Here is a 20,995-nt window from a genome sequence, read left to right as displayed (position 1 = left end):
GTTTTTCATAAAAAAAGGGATAAGAAATGACGAACACGTGTCGTGTCAGCCCTCTCTTATCCCATACTATCACATAGTTATGTTTATTTCTTTTCTGCTAACCAATCAGCAACAGCAACGATTTCTTCGTCCTCTTTCAGGATTCCGGCAGGCATTTGCCCTTTACCGTTCTTGATGATGTCCTGGATCTCTTCAGACGAATACTTTGAACCGACTTTTGTTAAGTCTGGTCCAACATTTCCTTCTAAATTGTTCCCGTGACATGAGGCACAGTTATTCGCGAAGATTTTTTCCGCATCAACCGCTGATTCTGTTTTTGAAGAATCATCATTCATCGACGTGTCTTCTTTCGTTGTATCCGAAGAACTGGAATCATCACTGCCGCAAGCGCCGAGTACGAGTGTCGCGCCAAGTCCTGCCGCGAGTAAAAGATTTTTTAACTTCATCCGTATACCCCCCTTAAAAAATACCAATCAACGTTCTTACCTATTAGAGTATAACCGTTCTTGATGTTTTCTAAGCGTGATTTCACAAAAACTTCACGTTTTCGATGTGTTTACGGAACATTGTGATACCGTTTGTCATCCGTGAAGCCAAGCCCGAGTACTTCATGGGCCTCACTGACGACAAGGAACGCTTCCGGGTCAATGTGTTTGACGATTTCTTTCAACGTCGTGATTTCACCTTGACGGACGACGACCATCAGCATCGGTTTCCGTTTCCGTGTATAGGCACCCGCTGCCTCGATTTCCGTTGCGCCGCGATCGAGTGTCTGGAAAATCTCTTTAACCAGGGCTTCCCGTTGATCAGAAATGATGTAGGCCAGCTTATCGTTCGTGATTCCGAGCTGGACGATATCAATCATCTTAATCGTGATGAACAAAGCGACGAGCGCATACAGACCAATTTCGAGCGAGAAGATAATCGCGGCACTGATGACGATTGTCCCGTCAAGCAAGGCAATGCACAAATGAATCGGTAACTTCGTAAACCGGTGTAAAATCTGGGCGATTAAATCCATCCCGCCGGTCGACGCCCGACCTTTAAAGATCAGACCGAGTCCGATTCCGACGCCGGCCCCGCCAAAAATCGCAGCGAGCATCGGATTCATCGTCGCTGCCGGGACCTCGAACCGTTCATAAATCAAGATGACGACGGGCAAAAAAATCGATCCGACGAGTGACTTGACGCCGAACCCCATCCCGAGAATCATCCAACCGATCGCGAGTAATAGGACGTTCGCAACGAGCTGGAACAGTCCGGGTGAAATCCCGAATAAATCATTCAAGACAATCGATAGCCCACTGACGCCTCCTGAGGCGAGTTGATTCGGTGCGAGAAACAGACTGAACGCACTGGCGACGAATAATGAACCTAATAATAAATAAACATAGTCGCGAACGACTTCCTGACGCGTTGATGTCATGGCGTTGCATTTCCCCTTACCTTAAAATCTAGAACCCGTTTTTTATTTTAGCGCAAAAAGGGAAGTGACGACTAGCCCGTCCGACCAACTCGCAGTGGTTCTCTTATACCGCACTAAAGGGTTTCGGATAACGGACCGTCCCTTTGACGCCCGTTAAGCCGTTTCGGACGAGCGGCATGACGAGAAATACTTCAGCCGGGACCGGGAATGGTGCTTCAATCCCGTAATCGATCGCCCGTTCGAATCCGAACTGCGGATAATAACTGTCGTGACCGAGCACGACGACGTGGTGTTCCCCCGCTTCCCGGGCGTCCTCGATGACTTGGCGGATCAATTCTGATCCAATGCCTTTACGTTGCCAGACCGGCATGACGCCCACCGGTGCCAGGGCGAGCGACGGGACGTCCTCGATGTAAATCCGGCTCAGCAAGACGTGACCGACGATTTCGCCCCGGTCAGCGACGGCGACCCGGCTAAAACGTGGTGCCGCCTCGTCATCTTCCCGCAAGGCGTCGACTAAATCCGCTTCAGCCGCCTGTTCGAACGCTGCTTCATGCACGCGGCGAATCGCCGCTGCATCCTTAAATTTTTCCTGACGAATGATCATCTCATGTCCTCCTTTTTGAAAAAAACCGTCGACTTGACCGTCGACGGCAGGTGCTTCTTACATATTGAGTAAACGAAGGTAGGCATCGATGAAGCCCATGATGTCTCCATCCATTGCCCCTTGCGTATTCCCGACTTCATAGTTCGTCCGGTGATCCTTGACCATGCTGTATGGGTGGAACACATACGAACGAATTTGGCTGCCCCACGCGATATCCGATTTTTCGCCACGGATTTCATCGAGTTTCTTTTGTTTCTCCTCGATTTCACGTTGGTAGAGTTTTGCTTTCAACATCTTCATCGCCGCTTCACGGTTCTTGATCTGCGAACGCTCCTGTTGACATGAGACGACGACGCCCGTCGGTACGTGTGTGATCCGGACGGCAGAGTCGGTCGTATTGATGTGCTGTCCACCGGCACCTGACGCGCGGTACGTATCGACACGAAGATCTTCCGTCCGAATGTCGATATCGATGTCATCGTTGAACTCCGGCATGACGTCACATGAAACGAACGACGTATGACGGCGGCCTGACGAATCAAACGGTGAAATCCGGACGAGACGGTGGATTCCTTTTTCCGCCTTCAAGTATCCATAGGCATTGTGCCCTTGAATACGGAGCGTGACCGATTTAACACCGGCTTCGTCACCTGGTTGGTAGTCCATCGTCTCGACTTTCCAACCCTGTTTGTCACAAAAACGTTGATACATCCGGAGTAACATCGAAGCCCAGTCTTGCGACTCGGTCCCACCCGCACCCGGGTGCAGCTCAAGAATTGCGTTGTTCGCGTCATATTCGCCGTTCAACAAGATTTGTAATTCAAACTCGTCGAACTTCTGTTTGATGTCACCGAGTTCCGACTCGAGTTCTTCTTGCAACTCGACGTCCGGCTCTTCTTTAATCAATTCATACGTCAGGACGATGTTTTCGTGTCCATCGGCGAGGTGTTGGTACTTATCGACCATCGCCTTCAAACCGTTCGACTCGTCGATGACTTTTTGCGCTTCTTCTTGATTGTTCCAGAAGTCCGGGAATGTCATCTCGTTTTCGAGCTCTTCGATCCGGGAAATCTTCGTTTCTAAATCAAGCGATGCCTTATATTCTCCGAGTTTCTTCTCCATCCACTCGGCGGTGTTGCGTATTTCTGCTAATTCCATTGTGTTCCACCTTCTCTTTCCGTCAAAAGAGGCAGGAATCTCCCGCCTCTTTCAGTCGATTCATCACTTATGCCTGACGGCCGTGACAGTTCTTATATTTTTTACCGGATCCGCACCAACATGGGTCGTTGCGTCCGATTTGGTCGTTCGGATTTTTGCGGACAGGCGCTTTTTTGACGACCTTGTCCTCTTTGCCTGAGACGGCGACTTCATCCTTGACGACTTTTTCGCGTTTCAAGTTCGGGTCAAGATCAGCACGAAGGACGAATTGTGTCACTTCTTCCGCGATCGCCGCGTTCATCGTATCGAACATCATTGAACCTTCCGACTGGTATTCCCGCAGCGGATCGTTTTGACCGTAAGCACGAAGGTGAATCCCTTCACGCAACTGATCCATCTGATCGATGTGGTTCATCCAGTGTTGGTCGACGGCACGTAAGACGATGACTTTTTCAAACTCGTCAAACGCTTCAGCCGGTACTTCCGACCGTTTGTGTTCGTAGTGTGCGAACGTCCGCTCTTTGAGCAGTTCGATGATTTCTTCGCGTTCTTTGCCGAACAACTCTTGTTCCGTCACTTTTTCTTCGACGGCAAGCGTCTGGTTCGACCAATCCGCGAGTGCACCGATGCTCCACTCTTCCGGTACGAACTCGATTGGCGTGTACTGATGCACACCTGATTCAATCGTTTGTTCCATCATTGGACGAACGATGTCTGAGACAGACTGGGCGTCAAGGATCGCTGCCCGGTCCGCGTACATGACTTTCCGTTGATCAGCCATGACGTTATCGTAACCGAGGACTTGTTTCCGTGCGTCGAAGTTATTTCCTTCGACCCGTTTTTGAGCGGACTCGACGGCACGTGAGACCATCCGGCTTTCAATCGGTTGCGAGTCGTCCATTCCGAGACGATCCATCATCGATTGTAGGGAATCGGATCCGAAACGGCGCATCAATTCATCTTCGAGTGAAAGATAGAACTGGGATGCCCCCGGGTCACCTTGACGACCGGCCCGGCCACGTAACTGGTTATCGATCCGGCGTGATTCGTGACGCTCTGTCCCGAGAATGTAGAGACCGCCTTTTTCGATGACACCTGCACCGAGCTTGATGTCGGTACCGCGTCCGGCCATGTTCGTCGCGATCGTGACCGAGTTCGCTTGTCCCGCGTTCTCGATGATTTCTGCTTCCCGTGCATGGTTTTTCGCGTTCAAGACTTCGTGGCGGATGCCGCGTTTCTTGAGAATCCCGCTGAGGAGCTCAGACGTTTCGACGGCGACCGTACCGACGAGGACCGGTTGTCCTTCGCGGTTGGCACGTTCGATTTCGTCTGCAACAGCAGCGAATTTCCCGTTCATCGTCTTGAAAATCAAATCAGGCTGATCGTTACGGATGACGGGCTTATTCGTCGGAACGGGAACGACATGCATGTTGTAGATGTTCCGGAACTCTTCTTCCTCCGTCTTCGCCGTACCGGTCATACCGGCAAGCTTCGTATACATCCGGAAGAAGTTTTGATACGTGATCGTTGCAAGTGTCATCGATTCACGTTGAATCTCGACGCCTTCCTTCGCTTCAATTGCTTGGTGCAATCCCTCTGAGTAACGACGTCCTTCCATGACACGACCCGTGAATTGGTCGATGATCATGACCTCATCTTCCCGAATCATGTAGTCGACGTCGCGGTGCATGACGGAGTTCGCACGGAGCGCGAGACTCAAGTGATGGTTCAGGGCGACGTGCTCGAGACCAAACAGGTTGTCGATGCCAAAGTATTTTTCAGCGCGGTCGATGCCTTGCTCCGTCAAGAGCACACTTTTCGTTTTGATGTCGACCGTATAGTCTTCATCTGCCTTCATCATCTTCGCGAACGTATCTGCTTGTGAGTAGAGGGCCGTCGATTTCTCAGCAGAACCTGAAATGATCAACGGTGTCCGTGCTTCATCGACGAGGATCGAGTCGACTTCATCGACGACAGCATAAGAAAGCGGACGTTGAACACGGTCTTCTTTATACAGGACCATGTTGTCACGCAAGTAGTCGAAACCGAACTCATTGTTCGTTCCGTACGTGATATCACAGCTATAGGCTGCTTGTTTTTCTTGACGCGACATGCTTGACAGGTTCAAACCGACCGATAGACCGAGCGCCGCATAGAGCGGCTCCATGATGTCACGGTCACGTTTCGCCAAGTATTCGTTGACGGTGATGACGTGGACGCCATTGCCGGCGAGTGCGTTCAAATAGACAGGAAGCGTCGCGACAAGCGTTTTCCCTTCCCCTGTCTTCATTTCAGCAATATCACCGTTGTGAAGGACATATCCCCCAATTAATTGGACACGATAATGGCGCATGCCTAAGACACGCGTCGATACTTCACGACAGACGGCGAATGCTTCCGGTAAGATATCATCTAAATCTTCTCCGCCCGCAAGACGCGTCCGGAACTCCACCACTTTACCTTCTAATTCTTGATCTGATAAAGCACCCATTTGTTCCTCGAATGCTTCGACGGCGTCTGCCACTTTTTCTGCTTTTTTCAGGACACGTTTCGTCGGTGCGAATAACTCTTTTAGAAAATTAGCCATGCCATACAGTCCCCTTACTTCGAACGATTCTTTATATGAACAGAATTCCGAGATTTTTCCTTTATTCAGTGTACCGAATACAGCGTCAAATTTCAACAAGCGGACGACGTGACGTCTCGTCCTGTTCGATCTATGTAGCATACGCATCGACTTAAGATATAGTTTTCTAACATATCAAAAAGGGACCCACTCCTAAGAGCGAGTCCCTTGTACATTCATTATTCTGGTTCAATCAAGCCGTAACGACCATCTTTTCGACGGTAAACGACGTTCGTGTTACCCGTTTCAGCGTCTGAGAAGACGAAGAACGTGTGACCGAGCATGTCCATTTGAAGAATCGCTTCTTCCGTATCCATCGGCTTGAGTGTGAAACGTTTTGTTCGAACGAGTTCGAGTTCCGCTTCATCCTCTTCGTAGACAGGTGCTTCTGCCTCCGGTCCTTCGAGCGTTTTGAAGTATTCGCCAATGCCGCCTTCTTTGGCGCGTCCTCTCCGGTTGATTTTCGTTTTATGTTTCCGGATTTGACGTTCGAGCTTATCGACGACGAGGTCGATTGCTGCGTACATGTCGCCATTTACATCCTCTGCACGAAGCAAAAGGTTTGGCATTGGAATCGTCACTTCGACTTTTTGTTTCTCATTATTGACTTTGAGATTGACATAAGCCGTCTGCGCTTCCGTAGGAGTTGTAAAATAACGAGTTAACTTTTCAAGCTTTTTCTCGACGTAATCCTTGAGAGCATCTGTGACGTCCAAGTTTTCACCGCGAATGTTGTAGATCATGTAAACTCCTCCTTAAGTAACCGGTTGAACCTATGAATTCGCTAAACTTCAGTCGTTTCCTTCTGAAGATTCAAAATTCTTTTGGTTCGTATTTATTATACCACGATAAATGATACAAGGAAATGAAAACGATGACATTCTGTTGAACATCCTCCTCAATCTTTAGCGTACTATAATAGTTTTGTGTGGTGATATTAGCGTATATACCCTTACGAAACTAAATCGAAACAAAAAAAACCGCCTTTAGACAATGCCTAAAGACGGTGGCGGCTGCTATTCGGATTAAAGTTTTGTAACGTTCGCAGCTTGTGGGCCACGATCGCCGTCAACGACTTCAAACTCAACTTCTTCGCCTTCTTCAAGTGACTTATAGCCGTCTGCTTGAATTGCTGAGAAGTGGACGAAAATGTCTTTTGCGTCCGATGTCTCAATGAAGCCGTAACCCTTTTCAGCATTAAACCATTTTACTTTACCTTGTTCCATTCGAATTCACGTTCCCTTCGCAAACCAGAGTTCGAGAGCAAGCTCTCTACCGCTTAGTCTATCAAAAGAAGGAATTATTGACAATTGAAAATTCTGATTAATGCGAATTCATTGATGATTTTAAATAAATAGCGCGATCTATTGCTGTTCTTTTCAAAAAATTACATTGTCATTACAGGTGTAGTATTGTATTATATCGTTAGTAATTACCTATTTTATCCATTGTCCTAATTGAGGAGGATGTAGTCGAATGCGACCATTCCATAATGACGAAAAATACCGAATCACGAAACGGACCGTCGCGATCCTGCCGTGTTATGACATGATGAAACAATCCATCATCGTCCTAGAAGACGGCTCAACGATCATGACCCCGCTTCGTCCGTATCAACTCCTGCAACTATCTTGCAGGCAGTACAACAGTTCCATCGAAGAACGGATCGTCACGGCAAAACGTGTCGCTTCCGTCAAAGGAAAAGTTCCAGTCGTCATCGAACCGACGCTCGGTCTTGTCTTTTTCCCTACCAAATCACCAAAACGTGATGATTGCGAGTGGTACGCCTGGAGCCACATGTCCGACGTCATCGAGGAAGACGGACAAACGAAACTCCAAACTCGTAATGGCATGATCCTTCCTGTAAACGCCTCTCCTTACATTGTCCGTAACCAAATGAAAGCAACTGGCGAGCTGATGGCTCGTTACCAACAATTGAACGCGATGACACTAGAGGAACGCTTTAATTCAATTAAACATTAAAAAAAGCGGGTTGGGCGATAATTTCGCTCAATCCTTTTTTATTTATGCCGATATATAATAAGATGAAGAAATTATGAAACAGGAGGTGCCTCGATGAACATCCAGTTGCAACCAAATAGTCCGGCCGTTCCGTCGCCACCGACGACGTTGTCCGACAAAAAGACGTATAGCGGGACCGTCCTTGAAAAAACGGGTCCGCATACAGCGCTCGTCCAAGTCGGACGCGACCAAATCGAGATGACGTTTACAGGTGACGTCCCAACAGGAGACTTCCAGTTTAAGGTAAAGAGAGCGACAGCAGAAGGCTATTTGATTGAACAATTGACGGATACCTCGGACACAGCGCCGACAGGCTCCGTCAAGACCGATGCAACTGGCATCGATCCGACCTTACTCGACGAATTGCCACAAGAGTTAAAGCAAGCTGTCGCCCGACTGCTTGCGACAGGACAATTGCCGCAAACGAAGGAAACCGTCGCCCGGCTCGTCGCCGCTCTTCAGGGAACGTACAAAGATCTCGTCGTCGCTCTCGTCTCACGCCCTTCCGACAGTGCCTTGCCAACGGACGTCGATGCGTTGATCAGCAGCCTGCTGACTGAAACGGATTCACTCGTCGACCTTTTACCGGAACGTCAGGCCGTCGTCGATAAACCGACACTCGGCACTGCCATCGCGCTCGACGTTGCTCGAACGACCTTGCCGACACAAGCAGACATCGAGCAAGCGAATGCGCCAAGACTTCGGCAAATCGTGAACCACCTGCCCCTGAACGACCAAGGCGCGATTGTCGAAACGATCGAACGCGGTGCGTTGACACAGGCACGGGAGCAACTGCGCCCGCACTTCCCCGTCACGCTCGAAGCGCCGGAACCGACGAAGCTCGAGCAGTTAACGGCACTGACCGCTGCGCGCCAGACGACGGAACCCGCCCGGTCGGCGTTGACCGTCGTCCGCGAAGTCACGCCACGACTGGCTGAGATGACGAACGACTTCCGCAGTAATCAGCGGACGATCGTCTCGCAACTCAAACAGATTGAACCGCTCGTCGAAGGGCGTCCGGCACAGATGGCACAAGTCATCGAGAGTACGGCGAACCGGCTTCGCCAAACGTTCCAACAGACGGATGCGATGTTACATACGTCGATGCGGGACGAAAAACAATTGATTCAGTGGCTCTCGAAACTGGAGCGCGGTGCCGACCTTGCCGCAACTGGTCGCGGGACGGAAGCAAAAGCACTTCTCCAGGAAGTCCGGATCGGATTCGAAGCGTTCCGCTTCACACCGGCGAACGTCCGGACGACGTACTTACCGGAGCTCAATCAACCGGCTCGTCCTGTCAGCGGACAAACACAGACCTCACAAGCACCGAGCCGCCCGCTGCCATATGAACCAAGCCAAAACAGCCCGCGCGTCTTACAGGAGACGGTCCAAAAAACACTCCAACTGCAGACGGCCGAGTTGAAGCTCGCGACACCAGCCGCGAACCCGGAAGCAGCGAAACTGCAAACGTTTTTGACGACACAACAACAAGTCAATAAACCGGATGCCAGTCAACAACTCCAACAATTGTTGCTCGCCCTTCCTATTCAACTTGTCGAAGGGACAGCAGGCTTACACGTCCATCTGCAAAACAAACGCCCGGACGAAGTGATTGACTGGGAAAACAACACACTCTATGTCCAGCTTGAAACCCCGCGGCTCGGTGACATCGGCGTCCGCGTCGAAACGGTCAACCGGAAGATGCAGATTACGATTGAAAATGATGTGCCGATTCTCGAGCGACTGGCAACCCCGTTCCTCGAGCGGACGACCGAGGCGTTAGAAGCGACCGGCTTCCAAGATGTCCGGATTCGCTTCAGTCCATTTACAAAAGAACAGGCGACGCCAGAACCTGTCAAACCGGCAGAGACACCAGCTGGCTACGATTACCGGATTTAAGGAGGAGCCATGTATCAAAAAATTGATTTAAAACATCGAAAATCAGCTGCCGTTCTACGGTATGATGAACATTCAGGCAACGCTCCCGTCGTCGTCGCCCGGGCGACCGGGCAAGCCGCCGACCGGATTTTACAGGAAGCGCGCGCCAGTGGTGTCGCAATCGAACAGGATACATCGTTGCTCGGTCACTTACTCGACCTCGATCTTGGAACGGCGATTCCGCCACAACTCTACGACGTGATGGCCGAATTATTGTTATTGATTGAAGAACTCGATCACGCGAAAGGACGAGACTGATGACAGAACAAGAACTGTTTCAAATGACACCGCAACAATTGACGGAAACGATGCTCCAGGGACTCGTCCTGCAATACGACCGGTCGTTGCTCGCCCGCGACGACAACCGGTTCGATGAAATCAACGAACGGTTGCAAAAAGCGTATCAACTTTTAACGAAACTACAAGCAGGGCTCCATGACGACGGTGGCATCATCACCGGTCAACTCGACGCCCTTTACCAGTACTTAGCAGACCAGACGTTACAGGCCTACCGGACGCCACTCGTGTTAGACGAACTGCTCCAACTCGCAGAAGAACTGCTCGTCACGTGGCAAGCCGCAAGTCTGAAAAAAGAACGACCGCTCGTCCGGGCGGCACACCATGAACGGTATGAAGGGATGGATTATTAATGCGGATCACCAATAACGTACAGGCACTGAAAGCGTACCGGAATTTAAGTGCTAACCAACTGAACGTCAAGACGACGATGGATAAGCTGTCGAGCGGACAAAAAATCAATCGCGGCGCCGATGACGCGGCCGGTCTCGCTATCTCGGAGAAGATGCGGAACCGTCTCAAAGCGCTTGATAAAGCGGAACAAAACGTTCTCGACGGGATTTCGATGGTCCAAACACTTGAAGGCGGGATGAGTGAAACCCATAACTTATTACAACGGATGCGCGAGCTTGCCGTCCAGGCCGGCAATGGAACACTCGCGACCGAGGACCGGACAGCCATCCAGGAAGAAATCAACCAATTGACAAATGAAGTCTCACGGATTGCGCAAACGACGCAGTTCAACGGGAAAGACTTATTGACGGGTAACTTCAGCACGGAAGACAATGCGATCTTCATCCAGACGAATGCCGGGGCGAACGAAGGGATTTCCTTGACAATCGACGATGTCCGCGCTCTGAGCATCGGCATCAGCTCGACCGTTCAACCGAACGCCGACGTCCGCAAGCTCGATGTCCCGAGCGTCGACGGTACACCGGAGTATGCGCTCAGCATGATGACGGAACAGGACGCGAATGATGCCATCAGCCGTTATACGCAAGCAATCGACACGATTTCAGCGCAACGGTCGAAACTCGGTGCCATCCAAAACCGCTTTGAAGCGATGTCGTCCGTCCTCAGCGTCAGTAAAGAAAACTTAACGGCGTCGGAATCACGAATTCGCGATACGGATATGGCGCGTGAGATGATGGAATATGCGAAATACAATATTTTGAATCAATCCGGGATGGCGATGATCGCCCAAGCAAACGCCTTACCGCAGGGCGTCTTGCAACTACTCAACTAATCAAGGAGGACGACAGCTATGGACATCCGGCGCATCCAAGAAACGAGCCGCCTGCAGACACCGAAGACCGGACCACGCGAGGTCGAGGCGTCGACGACGTTTTCTGCGTTGATGCAAGATAAACGCGAGCATAAAGGCTACGAACGGCTCCAACAGAAATTGACACTCGTCGAAGAGCACGGACAATTGCTCGCTGAGAGCCAGACGATTGAGAACCTCGAGAGTTACAAAGAGAAAATCAAGGACTTCCTAAAAGACGCCCTTGATCAATCGCAACAACTCGAGGAGAAACGTGGCTTCAATCGCCGCGGACGGACGAAAATCTACAAAGTCGTCGAACAGGTCGACGCGAAGTTGCTCGAACTGACAAACACCGTCATCTCCGGTGAGTCACGCCGTCTCGACATTCTCGACCAAGTCGGAGAAATCAAAGGGATGCTCGTCAACGTCTTTGTCTAAATCGATTCCGAGGAGTTTTATCTAATGCCTGCTATCTACTCAAAAAAATGTAAATGCCCGTATTGCTTGAAGGAAACGGAAACGAAGCGCGTCTTAAGTCGACATATCCGTGTCGCGAAGACCGACTTCGACGGTTTCATTCACTACGACGGACCAAATGTCTATTATTACGAACCGGTTCAATGCACGCATTGCCGCTTCATCTTCCATGAAGCGTTCGAGAAGCTCCGTCCGGATGTCCGGGAACGACTGACGACGGACATTCTTCCCGCTTTACCCGTGTTAGCGTTCGCTACGACTGAGCGGACAGCGGAGCAGGCAATCCAGCTTTATAAGCTTTGTCTTTATAGTGCTCAAGTGACACTCCAAAAAGAGAGTATCCTCGCGATGCTCGGCGTCCGAATCGCCTGGTTAAATCGTTTGCTTGCAAACAAAGAGCAGGAAGTGCTCTGGATGGAGCGGTCGGTCGAGAAGTACGAAGCGCTTTATCTCAATTATACCGATGCTGTCCGGACCGGGATTCCGCATGATGTTTTATTATTACGAATTGCCGATCTCTATGCGAGTCTCGAGCGGACAGATGACGCGAAGCAATGGTATAGCCTTATCTTTCAGAGTCAAAAAATATCTGACCGAATCAAAAAAGAGGCACGGGAACACTGGGAACTGTATCGGGAACGGCACCAAATCTAAATATCATAACAAAAAAGGACATCCATACAGGATGCCCTTTTTTGTTACGACTCGCGTCGATATTTTTCTTCTTCATAGACGTCAGGCCCGTCCGAAATCGGGCGTTCCGCCTCTTCCCAAGATTCGGACTCAACGTCCGGTTCGATGAATTGATCATACGAACCATCCGATCGGTAAAACGGTTTTGGCACGGTACGTTTTTTCTCTTCACGTTTAGTCACGCAAGATCCCTCCCTGGAATAAGAAAGTTACTGACGAGAATCAAAATATGGTGAAAAACTACCTTCCACTTCTTCGTACGGGTCGATATACGATTTCCGGCTGACTTTCGTCTGTCGGAGTTGATTGATTTGTACCCCTAATTTAGCGGTTTCTTCAGATAATTTCAAGTCCAGTTTCCGACTTTCGGCGACAAGTTCTTGAATGACCGCTTGATTGGCCCCGGCAAGCAAGTTCGAATGAGCGGCAATGAACGCTTCCCGTTCATTCAGCAAGTTTTGAATCTTGCTGAGCCATTCGTCATAAACTTCTTCTTCCGGTGTCTGCTCAAGCAAGTCCATCAAGTGTTTCGTCTTCAGGCGCAGCGGATCGAGCGGACTCATCGCTGACGGGCGAGCTTCATCGCTTCTTTCCATGTTTCACGAAATTCTTCCGCGAACCCAATCACTTCGTCAATCGCCGTCACATCATTTTTAATGTTCGCATCAATCAAGCGTCCCTGCATGTAATCATATAAATTATTTAAATCGGTTGATAAACTGATTGATTTATTGAGCGTCAGTTGGAGCTCCATGATGATCGCTTGCGCTTTTTGAATGTACGTGTTTTTATCTTGAATATTTCCTTGCTCGATGTTGCGCTTCGCCATCATCGCAAACTTAATCAGACCTTCATAGAGCATCAACGTCAAGTCTTGCGGCAATGCTGTCGTCACCGAGTTCGTTTGGTACGTCGCATATGGGTTCATCGTCAGAAGCCCTCCTTATTGTCCTAAGTATGAAGCGAGTGTCGCTGATTGACTATTCGCTTGGTTCATCGCTTGTTCCATCGCCGCGAAACGACGGTAATAGGCATTTTCTTTAGCTGTCAATTTGTCTTCCCAAGACAAGATACTCTTATCGACGTCAGCAAGTGATTTTCCGAGCCGGTATGTCGTTGCAACAGCACCATCAAGTCCAGCGACTTGTGAAATTTTATCTCGCATCGTTTTTGCAAATCCTTGAATTTGGCGTGCAAATCCATCCAGTCCGCCAGGGTTTGGAGTAACAGAACCATCAGGATTTGTAACTGGATCTGGTGCATCCGCTGTAAACAGCTTGTAGACACCTTCAGGTTGTTCTTCAAGCATTTTCTTCAGCTTTGTTTCGTCAATTTTTAGTTTACCACCGTCGCGGAAGTCACTTGTCGTCGTAATCCCGATTTGCGACATGTAGCTCAAAGCAATCGTATCCGTCCCTGATTGGTACGTGTATCCCGTATCAATTTTTGAGGAAATGGCACTGCGGAATGAATTCATTCCGTCACGCAAGAAACTATCATTCTTTAAGACGCCACTCATCGCTTTTTCTTCCCACTTCTTGACTTCGTCTTCACTCAGTTCTTTCCGCTGCGCATCTGTCAACGGTTGGAAGTCACGATACTTCTCTTCGTTGACTTTTTTGTTTATCTTATCAATCATATCGTTATATTTATCGACAAACTTTTTAATCGAATCGAAGTTCGTTTGCGTGTCGACTTTTGTATTCAAGGTGATTGGCGTTGTCGATGTATTGTTTAATGTAATTGTCAATCCGTTTTGCGAGAACGTATTGGTTGTTTGTTCGAGTTGTGTTCCACCGATTGTATAAATCGCATTTTGTCCCGCCACAGCGTTTAATACAGGTTCGGCACCAGAGGCCGGAGTATTTTTATCAGTCCAAGAAATTTCATTGGAGGCTCCAAGTTGTCCCGTGCTTTGCCGTGTTACAACTAATTTTCCTGTGATGTCATTGAAGACGGCATTCAACCCTAGTGATTTATCACTATTGATTTTTGAGACGAGGTCGCCAATCGTTGCCGTTCCATCAAAATTCATCGTCACCGGTGTCGCAAGCATGCTTCCGTCTGCTTGGTACGTATTTAACTCAAGTGAGACATTACCGGAAGCATCTTTGGCAACGAGCCCACTGTCAGCAAGCTTCGACTGACTCGTCATCTTTCCGGTAGCAGAAGCATTTCTCGAAATCGTTAACGACGACGCTGATGCAAGCTGATCAACACTATCAATCGTCACACTTCCGGTAGTCGCAGCTGGACTTGCCGATACTGATACCTTTGACGTATCAGAACTTGTGACGGTCTTTGACGTATAGTTTTTTGATAACAACATGTCGCTCGCTGCTGTCCGTAAGTCAAGTAATCCCCGATTCATTTCACGGTAGGCATCGCGTTGCCACGTTAAGGTTTGTTTCTTTTGCGCTAAGCGATCGACGGGCGCACGTTCCGCCTGCATCAATTGTTTAATCATCGTTTCTGTATCAATCCCGCTTGCGAGACCACTTATCCGAAGTCCTGCCATCCAATCAGTCCTTTCCCGTTAAATCCGCTTATCGATCAGTTGATTAAATTCCATGAATGCCGCAAAAAAATCCAGTTCTTTTTTACTCGGGATTTCTTGCACGACATTGTTGTTCGTATCAACGACTTGAATATAAAACTCATTCAGTTTTTCATGTTTGACGAACTTTAGACCAGTCCGTTGCGTTTCTAATTGTAAATTTGCTTTATCAATCGCCGTCTCAAGTTTCGTTACATGTTGCGGCGTCGGTAAGATGACGATTCCGTCTTGTGCCAGTTCTTCTTGATTCGCTTCAACGAAGACGTTCCGCGTTGCTTCGTAGGGCAAGACATTTGCAGGCAGGTGAAGCCGAATTTCTGATTTTATGGAATACATTTTCTTTCACCCCAAAAAATATTTTAAAACCATTTATAAAAATCAAATTTAAGTCAAGACTTAAAGAAAAAGTTTCACTTCAATTCTCTTGAAAAGTGAAACTTTTGCAATTTTAATGTAATCAAAAATTTAGTTTTTAATAAGAATAGTCATATAAGCTATATTATTCATTTTATTTTCTTTAACAAGATTTAAAACTTTACTTAGATACAAATAGTTATGCTCGACAACTTTTGAATAAGACTGTATTAATTTAATTATTAAGTCTTCATTTAACTTTTTATGAAAGCCTGATAAACCTATCAGATGGTATTTAATTAAGGAAAAATGAACCGTAAGCATAATGTAGCTATCAAAAACGTTCATAGAATCACTTGGAAATAAACTTTTAAAAAGATAATTAACAACGTAGTTTTCTAGTATATACTCATTATCTTCCATAAAAGGAGTATAATAATCGTTATATGCTTTATTATACTTTTCTTCTTTACTGATAACGTCTTCAATAAGTAACGCGTCGTTAATTTCATTTAAGCATTCTAAATATCTTTTGTTTCTAATTCCTAAATCTACCTTATATTCAATAAGTTCTTCACATAAAGCTAATTTAATTTTTGTATTTTTTTCACGAATTTCAAATATTTTTTTAAATTCATTGTTATTTATGTGAATACTAAAATCACTTATTAAATTCGGAATTTTAACATACTTTTTTTGAGTAACTATGTTTTTTAAACTATTACAAAAAATACCCAACATAATTAAACGATCTTCAATTGAAAAGTCACGATTTTGCATCAAATTAATTGAAAAAATACGTATATCCCAAAAATATAACTGTATTTCATCAGTCGATGATTTTTGTGTCATTATTTTCTTAACTATATAGTTTGAACGTGAATCTTCTATTTTTGTTTCAAATTCCATTTTTCTAGAATCTAATAACGCAACTCTAGCCGCTTCTGGACAAGACAATGAAGCAGATTTTTCTATACTGTTATCTACTGCATTAATTATTCTTGGATAAACTGAACAAGTATCCGATAAATAATCTTCTCCTAAGTTCAATTGTATCCCGCAAAGTTTTTCGTCAGTTAAAAAAGAACAATCACCGTTTTCTTTCATTTTTATTTTCGCAAAATTTTTGGAACTCTTATCAGATCTTTGTCTTGTTATTTTCTTTTGAAAGTCAGTTTTTAGTATTGGGTTATTTGTTTTTCTGTATTTACGATATGTTTTTTCATCGACAATTACTTTCCATCCACTGCAGCATGTATCTTCACATTTAGAGCCTATACATTGAAATTTATTCATATATTGAGGAATCAGTGTATTCATAGTTTAATCACCTTTTTATCCATTTTTTTATAAATTTAAATTACTATAAAAATATAAAGTAATTTAAATTTATATAAAAATGGATAGAAGAATGTTCTTCCATCCATTTTTTAAAAATTAACGAAGTAATTGTAAAACACCTTGTGGCTGTTGGTTAGCTTGAGCAAGCATTGCTTGGGCAGCCTGAGCAAGAATTGAATTTTTTGTCTGGTTCATCATTTCTTTTGCCATATCAACATCACGAACACGTGATTCTGCTGCTGTAAGGTTTTCAGACGCATTTGTAAGATTATTAATTGTGTGCTCTAAACGGTTTTGATTCGCCCCCAACTTAGAACGTGTAGCAGAAACTTTTCCGATTGCATCATCCATCAACTTGATATCTGCATCGAAGTCAGCTTTTGAACCACTTAGTTTCAAATCAGCAGTTTTAACTCCTAGATCAGTAGAACTAAACCCTTTAGTAGCAGTTCCGTTATCGATTTTTAATGAAAGTTGTTGAGTAGAATTTGCTCCAATCTGGAAATCACTAGAAAATGCACCAGTAAGTAATTTTTTTCCGTTGAATTCTGTTCTTGTAGAGATTCCATCTAATTCAGCATTTAACTCAGTAATTTCATCTTTAATTGCTGTAAGATCTTCTGTCGCAAGAGTACCGCCATTCCCCGATTGAACGACCAATTCACGTTGGCGTTGTAAAATAGAATGCGTTTCGCTTAACGCGCCTTCAGCCGTTTGAATCAATGAAATTCCATCTTGTGCATTACGCGATGCTTGGTCAAGACCACGAATTTGTCCACGCATTTTCTCAGAAATCGAAAGACCCGCTGCATCATCTCCCGCGCGGTTAATCCGAAGACCTGAAGCGAGTTTCTCCATTGATTTACCTTGCGCTGATGTAGCGCTAGAAAGCTTACCGTGTGTGTTAAGTGCTGTAATGTTGTGATTGATAATCATTTTAAGTTTCCCTCCATAGGAATAATTTTTTTGTCTCTTTGAAGATCCTTCTTCTCCGAGATGCGCCCCCTGGCCGGCCCAAGAGTAGCGCGGTGGTTGTAGTCGATGACTGCTTCCACTCTATATATCGTCGCCGTGCCGAAATGTTTAACAGTTTCTCTCAAAAAAAATAAAAAATTCTAAAGAAAAATCGCAGACGGGACTTCCGCCTGCGATTCCTAAATTAGAGACGCGTCGCGCCTGTCTCTTCCTGTAATTGTTCCGCGACTGCGACGAGCTCTTCCATCGCACCGTTGACTTCACTGAGTGAAGCCGCCTGATGGCTCGATGCTTGTAAGACTTGTTCTGCATGTTTTGATGCTTCTTCGACCATCGCCAGGATGTTCGCCGTCGTCAAACCGACTTGGTCAATCTCTTTGTCTGATTTCACGACAAGCTGATCAACCGATTTAACGCGTGAATAAACATGTTCTGTCGAATGGTGAATTTCTTCAAAGGATGATCCGGCTTGTTCGACGAGTCCGACACCGGTCGCAACTTCTTTTTGGACGTCCGTCATCGCATTCGCTGTATCGTTAACGAGACGTTTGACACCGGAAATCAAATCCGTGATTTCTTTCGCTGACGTCGCTGTTTGTTCGGCCAGCTTCTTGACTTCCGCCGCAACGACGGCGAAACCACGACCGGCTTCTCCGGCACGTGCTGCTTCAATCGAGGCATTCAAACTGAGTAAATTCGTCTGTGCTGAAATATCACTGATAACATCGGTAATCCGTGAAATTTCACCCGTCATATCCGTCAAACGACCATTGAGTGTCGCGGATTGTTCCATCTTACTTGAAATCATATGCATCGCTTCAACGGAATCCGTCGCGAGTGTCTTGCCGTTCTCGGCTTCTGTCTGCATGACGGTCGCTGATTTCAAGGCTTGGTTCATTTCCTTTGCGACTTCATCCATCGTCCGTTTGACGGCACCGAGCGCATCCATCGAGAGGTACGCTTGGTCGACGTTTTCGTTCATCTTCGTCGATAGTTCCGCCATTGCAGTCCGGATGCTTTCACCTGACGCATTGCCTTCCTGGACGGCTGCCGCGATTTCCTGAGCAGATGCCGTCAGCTTATCGCTTGAGCTGCCCATCTGTGTCGCTTGCTTGCGGATATGTACTACCATCACTTCAAGTTCATGCATCAATTGATCGACTTCGTCACCACGCTTCGCTTCTTCGAAATCCACATCAAAGTTCCCCTTCGCGACTTCACGTGCCGTTTGTGTCGCTTTTTCGATTGCTTTGATCGGCTGACGGAGAATCAATTGAATCAATAGTGATCCGAGAATCGACAAGACTAATCCGATACCCGCTCCAAATAAAATCGCTTGGTTTTCTGCAACGTCGACTCCACGCGAGAGGAATAATGTCAGCTGGGCAGAAATTCCGCCTGTAATGATTGAAATCACGAGAACCCATACAAATAACCGAATCTTTAAATTGCTACGTAACTTACTCATATCCGTAACTTCCTTTCCTGATTCTTTTCTCAACATTCTCCTTATCGGCAAGATATGAGAACGCTTTAATAGAATTGACCTGATTTCAAAGTCGGTTATAGGATTTACTTGTCACAAAATAACAATTTGATTTGTGACAATGACAGATCCACACAAAAAAACCGTCCGCTTCATCATCTAATCATGACAAGGCGGACGGCTGATCTTTTTACTTCCGGTCAATTTCGACGTACTTATACGAGATGTCCGTCCCGACGTTGTGTCGGGCGAGGTGCGTGATTTCCGTGTTTTGCAAGAAGGCGTTTTTGCGTTGGTAGACCGGCGAAATCGCTTGATCGTCGAGTAACAGCGATTCGGCTTGGCTCAAGAGTTCCAACCGTTTATCTTGATCAAGTTCTTTTTCTGCCTGTTGCAAGAGACGGTCATACTGTTTGTTCGAGTAATCCATCATGTTGAACGGGTTACCGGTCATGAACAAGTTCAAGTACGTCGTCGCGTCTTGATAGTCCGGTGCCCAGCTCGCGAGTGACAAGTCGTAGTCCCCTCGTCCTTCACGGGCAAGACGTTCCTTCTTCGGCAGCGGCAAGAGTTTGACGTCGAGGTTTTGACGTTTAAGCGTTCCTTGAATGTACTCACCAATTTTTTTCGAGACGTCATCGTCCTCGATGATCATCGTCAATTCTAGATTTTGCGGTTCGAGGACTTTCTTCGCCTGTGCTTCGTCGAATGATGACGTGATTTGACGTGTTTTATCGTACTGCGGGTCAAGCTCTTGCGGGACGATATAATCGGCCGGTAACGAACCGTTTCCGAGTAACGTTTCCGTCAACGCTTCTTTATTATAAGCAGCGTCAATTGCTTGGCGGGTCTGCTTATCTTTTAAGGCGTCCGTTTTTTGATTCATCCGGATGAAAAACATCCGTGAATCACTGAACGTGTTGTACTCTTTTTTATCTTTATAGTTGATGACGTTTTCCGAGTTGAGCGGTGCGACATCGAGTTCACCTGTTTCAAACAAGTTGATCGCAAGCATCGGGTCCTTGATGATTTTGACGTCGACTTCGTCAATCTTGACTTGTTTTTGGTCGGCGTAGTCAGCATTTTTCGCGAGCGTGTAGCCTTGCTCCGCTTGATACTTCTTGAACGTGAACGGTCCATTGTAGACATTCGTCTCCGGATCCGTCCCGAACTTGTCGCCTTGTGCTTCAACGATATCTTCACGGACCGGCATGTATGTCCCGAACGTCGTCATGCTGAGGAAGTACGGCGTCGGCCGTTTCAGTTCGATTTGCAACGTTTCGTCGTCGATGACTTTCGTTTCTTTGACGGGCTCAAGCAAGTACGCAAACGGGGAGTTCGTCTCGATGACGCGCTCATAAGCATAGCGGAAGTTTTCTGCCGTGACGGGTTTTCCGTCAGACCATTTCGCCGTCGGGTCAAGCTTGAACGTATAGAGTTTACCGTCTTCCGATACGCTGTGTGACGCAGCAGCTGCCGGGACGAGTTCATTGTTTTCATCGAAGCGGTACAGTCCTTCATAAATCTGGTTGAAGATGTTCGACGTGATGGCATCTGCCGGGTCAACCGACAGGAGATCATAACTTTCCATCGTGTGCAGGACTTTCTTTTCGTTTTCATTTGGTGCTGCCTGTTCTGTGTCTGTCGTCGAGCATCCTGCGAGTAGGAACGCCGTGCTTGCCGCCGCGATCAATGTCTTCTTCATAAAAAATTCCTCCTAAAGATAATGTGCGTTGGATGATTCGGCGTTCCTTGACGTAAAACAAAAGAC

The 20,995-nt window shown here is 46.9% G+C and carries 23 protein-coding genes; 7 read left to right on the top strand and 16 right to left on the bottom strand.

What is annotated here, in order from left to right:
• Positions 1 to 83 precede the first annotated feature (83 nt).
• The 7 genes from cccB to KNP99_RS05200 form a co-directional block, all read right to left on the bottom strand.
• Positions 84 to 446: a cytochrome c551 gene (gene cccB / locus KNP99_RS05230; RefSeq protein WP_214810566.1), complete on the bottom strand. Its 363-nt coding sequence runs from the start codon at positions 444 to 446 to the stop codon at positions 84 to 86.
• Between the two features lie 110 nt (positions 447 to 556).
• A complete protein-coding gene (locus KNP99_RS05225) occupies positions 557 to 1,426 on the bottom strand; it encodes a YitT family protein (RefSeq protein ID WP_029331387.1) in 870 nt (289 codons plus the stop codon).
• 103 nt (positions 1,427 to 1,529) lie between these two features.
• Positions 1,530 to 2,033, bottom strand: coding sequence for a GNAT family N-acetyltransferase (locus tag KNP99_RS05220; protein WP_215193072.1), 504 nt, complete (start codon positions 2,031 to 2,033; stop codon positions 1,530 to 1,532).
• 57 nt (positions 2,034 to 2,090) lie between these two features.
• Complete coding sequence (gene prfB, locus KNP99_RS05215) at positions 2,091 to 3,191, bottom strand: peptide chain release factor 2 (RefSeq protein WP_034800913.1); 1,101 nt, start codon at positions 3,189 to 3,191, stop codon at positions 2,091 to 2,093.
• A gap of 67 nt (positions 3,192 to 3,258) precedes the next feature.
• Entirely contained in the window at positions 3,259 to 5,778 is a 2,520-nt protein-coding gene (gene secA, locus KNP99_RS05210; protein WP_088837764.1) for a preprotein translocase subunit SecA, read from the bottom strand.
• Positions 5,779 to 5,996: 218 nt separating this feature from the next.
• Positions 5,997 to 6,560, bottom strand: a complete 564-nt coding sequence (gene hpf, locus KNP99_RS05205; protein ID WP_026827559.1) for a ribosome hibernation-promoting factor, HPF/YfiA family — start codon at positions 6,558 to 6,560, stop codon at positions 5,997 to 5,999.
• Between the two features lie 282 nt (positions 6,561 to 6,842).
• Positions 6,843 to 7,043 (bottom strand): cold shock domain-containing protein, encoded by a 201-nt coding sequence (locus tag KNP99_RS05200; protein WP_088837765.1) that lies wholly within the window; start codon positions 7,041 to 7,043, stop codon positions 6,843 to 6,845.
• Between the two features lie 250 nt (positions 7,044 to 7,293).
• On the opposite strand from KNP99_RS05200, the gene KNP99_RS05195 reads away from it, so the two are divergent.
• From KNP99_RS05195 to KNP99_RS05165, 7 genes are all read left to right on the top strand, one after another.
• Entirely contained in the window at positions 7,294 to 7,800 is a 507-nt protein-coding gene (locus KNP99_RS05195; protein WP_088837766.1) for a competence protein ComK, read from the top strand.
• A 93-nt stretch (positions 7,801 to 7,893) separates the two neighbouring features.
• Complete coding sequence (locus KNP99_RS05190; protein WP_215193071.1) at positions 7,894 to 9,738, top strand: hypothetical protein; 1,845 nt, start codon at positions 7,894 to 7,896, stop codon at positions 9,736 to 9,738.
• A gap of 9 nt (positions 9,739 to 9,747) precedes the next feature.
• Positions 9,748 to 10,035 (top strand): EscU/YscU/HrcU family type III secretion system export apparatus switch protein, encoded by a 288-nt coding sequence (locus tag KNP99_RS05185; RefSeq protein WP_088837768.1) that lies wholly within the window; start codon positions 9,748 to 9,750, stop codon positions 10,033 to 10,035.
• Positions 10,035 to 10,427 (top strand): flagellar export chaperone FliS, encoded by a 393-nt coding sequence (locus KNP99_RS05180; RefSeq protein ID WP_214766826.1) that lies wholly within the window; start codon positions 10,035 to 10,037, stop codon positions 10,425 to 10,427. Before KNP99_RS05185 ends, KNP99_RS05180 begins: the two co-directional genes overlap by 1 nt.
• A complete protein-coding gene (locus KNP99_RS05175) occupies positions 10,427 to 11,320 on the top strand; it encodes a flagellin N-terminal helical domain-containing protein (RefSeq protein WP_215193070.1) in 894 nt (297 codons plus the stop codon). The genes KNP99_RS05180 and KNP99_RS05175 overlap by 1 nt, the downstream gene beginning before the upstream one ends.
• Before the next feature lie 18 nt (positions 11,321 to 11,338).
• Positions 11,339 to 11,779, top strand: a complete 441-nt coding sequence (locus tag KNP99_RS05170; protein ID WP_029331409.1) for a YaaR family protein — start codon at positions 11,339 to 11,341, stop codon at positions 11,777 to 11,779.
• Positions 11,780 to 11,803: 24 nt separating this feature from the next.
• Positions 11,804 to 12,472 carry a DUF2225 domain-containing protein gene (locus KNP99_RS05165; protein WP_215193069.1) on the top strand — a complete coding sequence of 223 codons (669 nt, stop codon included), beginning with the start codon at positions 11,804 to 11,806 and terminating at the stop codon, positions 12,470 to 12,472.
• A 44-nt stretch (positions 12,473 to 12,516) separates the two neighbouring features.
• On the opposite strand, the gene KNP99_RS05160 is transcribed toward KNP99_RS05165, so the two are convergent.
• The 9 genes from KNP99_RS05160 to KNP99_RS05120 all read right to left on the bottom strand — a co-directional run bounded on the left by KNP99_RS05160 (position 12,517) and on the right by KNP99_RS05120 (position 20,929).
• Entirely contained in the window at positions 12,517 to 12,693 is a 177-nt protein-coding gene (locus KNP99_RS05160) for a hypothetical protein (RefSeq protein ID WP_204251403.1), read from the bottom strand.
• Positions 12,694 to 12,720: 27 nt separating this feature from the next.
• Positions 12,721 to 13,107: a hypothetical protein gene (locus KNP99_RS05155; RefSeq protein ID WP_251133056.1), complete on the bottom strand. Its 387-nt coding sequence runs from the start codon at positions 13,105 to 13,107 to the stop codon at positions 12,721 to 12,723.
• On the bottom strand, positions 13,071 to 13,439 hold the full coding sequence (gene fliS / locus KNP99_RS05150; protein ID WP_214807194.1) for a flagellar export chaperone FliS: 369 nt from the start codon (positions 13,437 to 13,439) through the stop codon (positions 13,071 to 13,073). Before fliS ends, KNP99_RS05155 begins: the two co-directional genes overlap by 37 nt.
• A 15-nt stretch (positions 13,440 to 13,454) precedes the next feature.
• On the bottom strand, positions 13,455 to 15,029 hold the full coding sequence (fliD, locus tag KNP99_RS05145; protein ID WP_215193068.1) for a flagellar filament capping protein FliD: 1,575 nt from the start codon (positions 15,027 to 15,029) through the stop codon (positions 13,455 to 13,457).
• 18 nt (positions 15,030 to 15,047) lie between these two features.
• Positions 15,048 to 15,404 carry a flagellar protein FlaG gene (locus KNP99_RS05140; RefSeq protein WP_215193067.1) on the bottom strand — a complete coding sequence of 119 codons (357 nt, stop codon included), beginning with the start codon at positions 15,402 to 15,404 and terminating at the stop codon, positions 15,048 to 15,050.
• A 129-nt stretch (positions 15,405 to 15,533) separates the two neighbouring features.
• The gene (gene fliB, locus KNP99_RS05135) at positions 15,534 to 16,742 is read right to left on the bottom strand and encodes a flagellin lysine-N-methylase (RefSeq protein ID WP_215193066.1); all 1,209 of its coding nucleotides are present in this window, start codon (positions 16,740 to 16,742) and stop codon (positions 15,534 to 15,536) included.
• Between the two features lie 117 nt (positions 16,743 to 16,859).
• Positions 16,860 to 17,699 carry a flagellin Hag gene (hag, locus tag KNP99_RS05130; RefSeq protein WP_215193065.1) on the bottom strand — a complete coding sequence of 280 codons (840 nt, stop codon included), beginning with the start codon at positions 17,697 to 17,699 and terminating at the stop codon, positions 16,860 to 16,862.
• Positions 17,700 to 17,922: 223 nt separating this feature from the next.
• A complete protein-coding gene (locus tag KNP99_RS05125; RefSeq protein WP_215193064.1) occupies positions 17,923 to 19,206 on the bottom strand; it encodes a methyl-accepting chemotaxis protein in 1,284 nt (427 codons plus the stop codon).
• Positions 19,207 to 19,414: 208 nt separating this feature from the next.
• Positions 19,415 to 20,929 carry a peptide ABC transporter substrate-binding protein gene (locus KNP99_RS05120; RefSeq protein WP_215193063.1) on the bottom strand — a complete coding sequence of 505 codons (1,515 nt, stop codon included), beginning with the start codon at positions 20,927 to 20,929 and terminating at the stop codon, positions 19,415 to 19,417.
• Positions 20,930 to 20,995 lie beyond the last annotated feature (66 nt).

The sequence above is a fragment of the Exiguobacterium sp. s95 genome (assembly GCF_018618655.1).
Lineage (GTDB): Bacteria > Bacillota > Bacilli > Exiguobacteriales > Exiguobacteriaceae > Exiguobacterium_A > Exiguobacterium_A oxidotolerans.
This window is presented reverse-complemented; position numbering and strand designations above follow the sequence as displayed.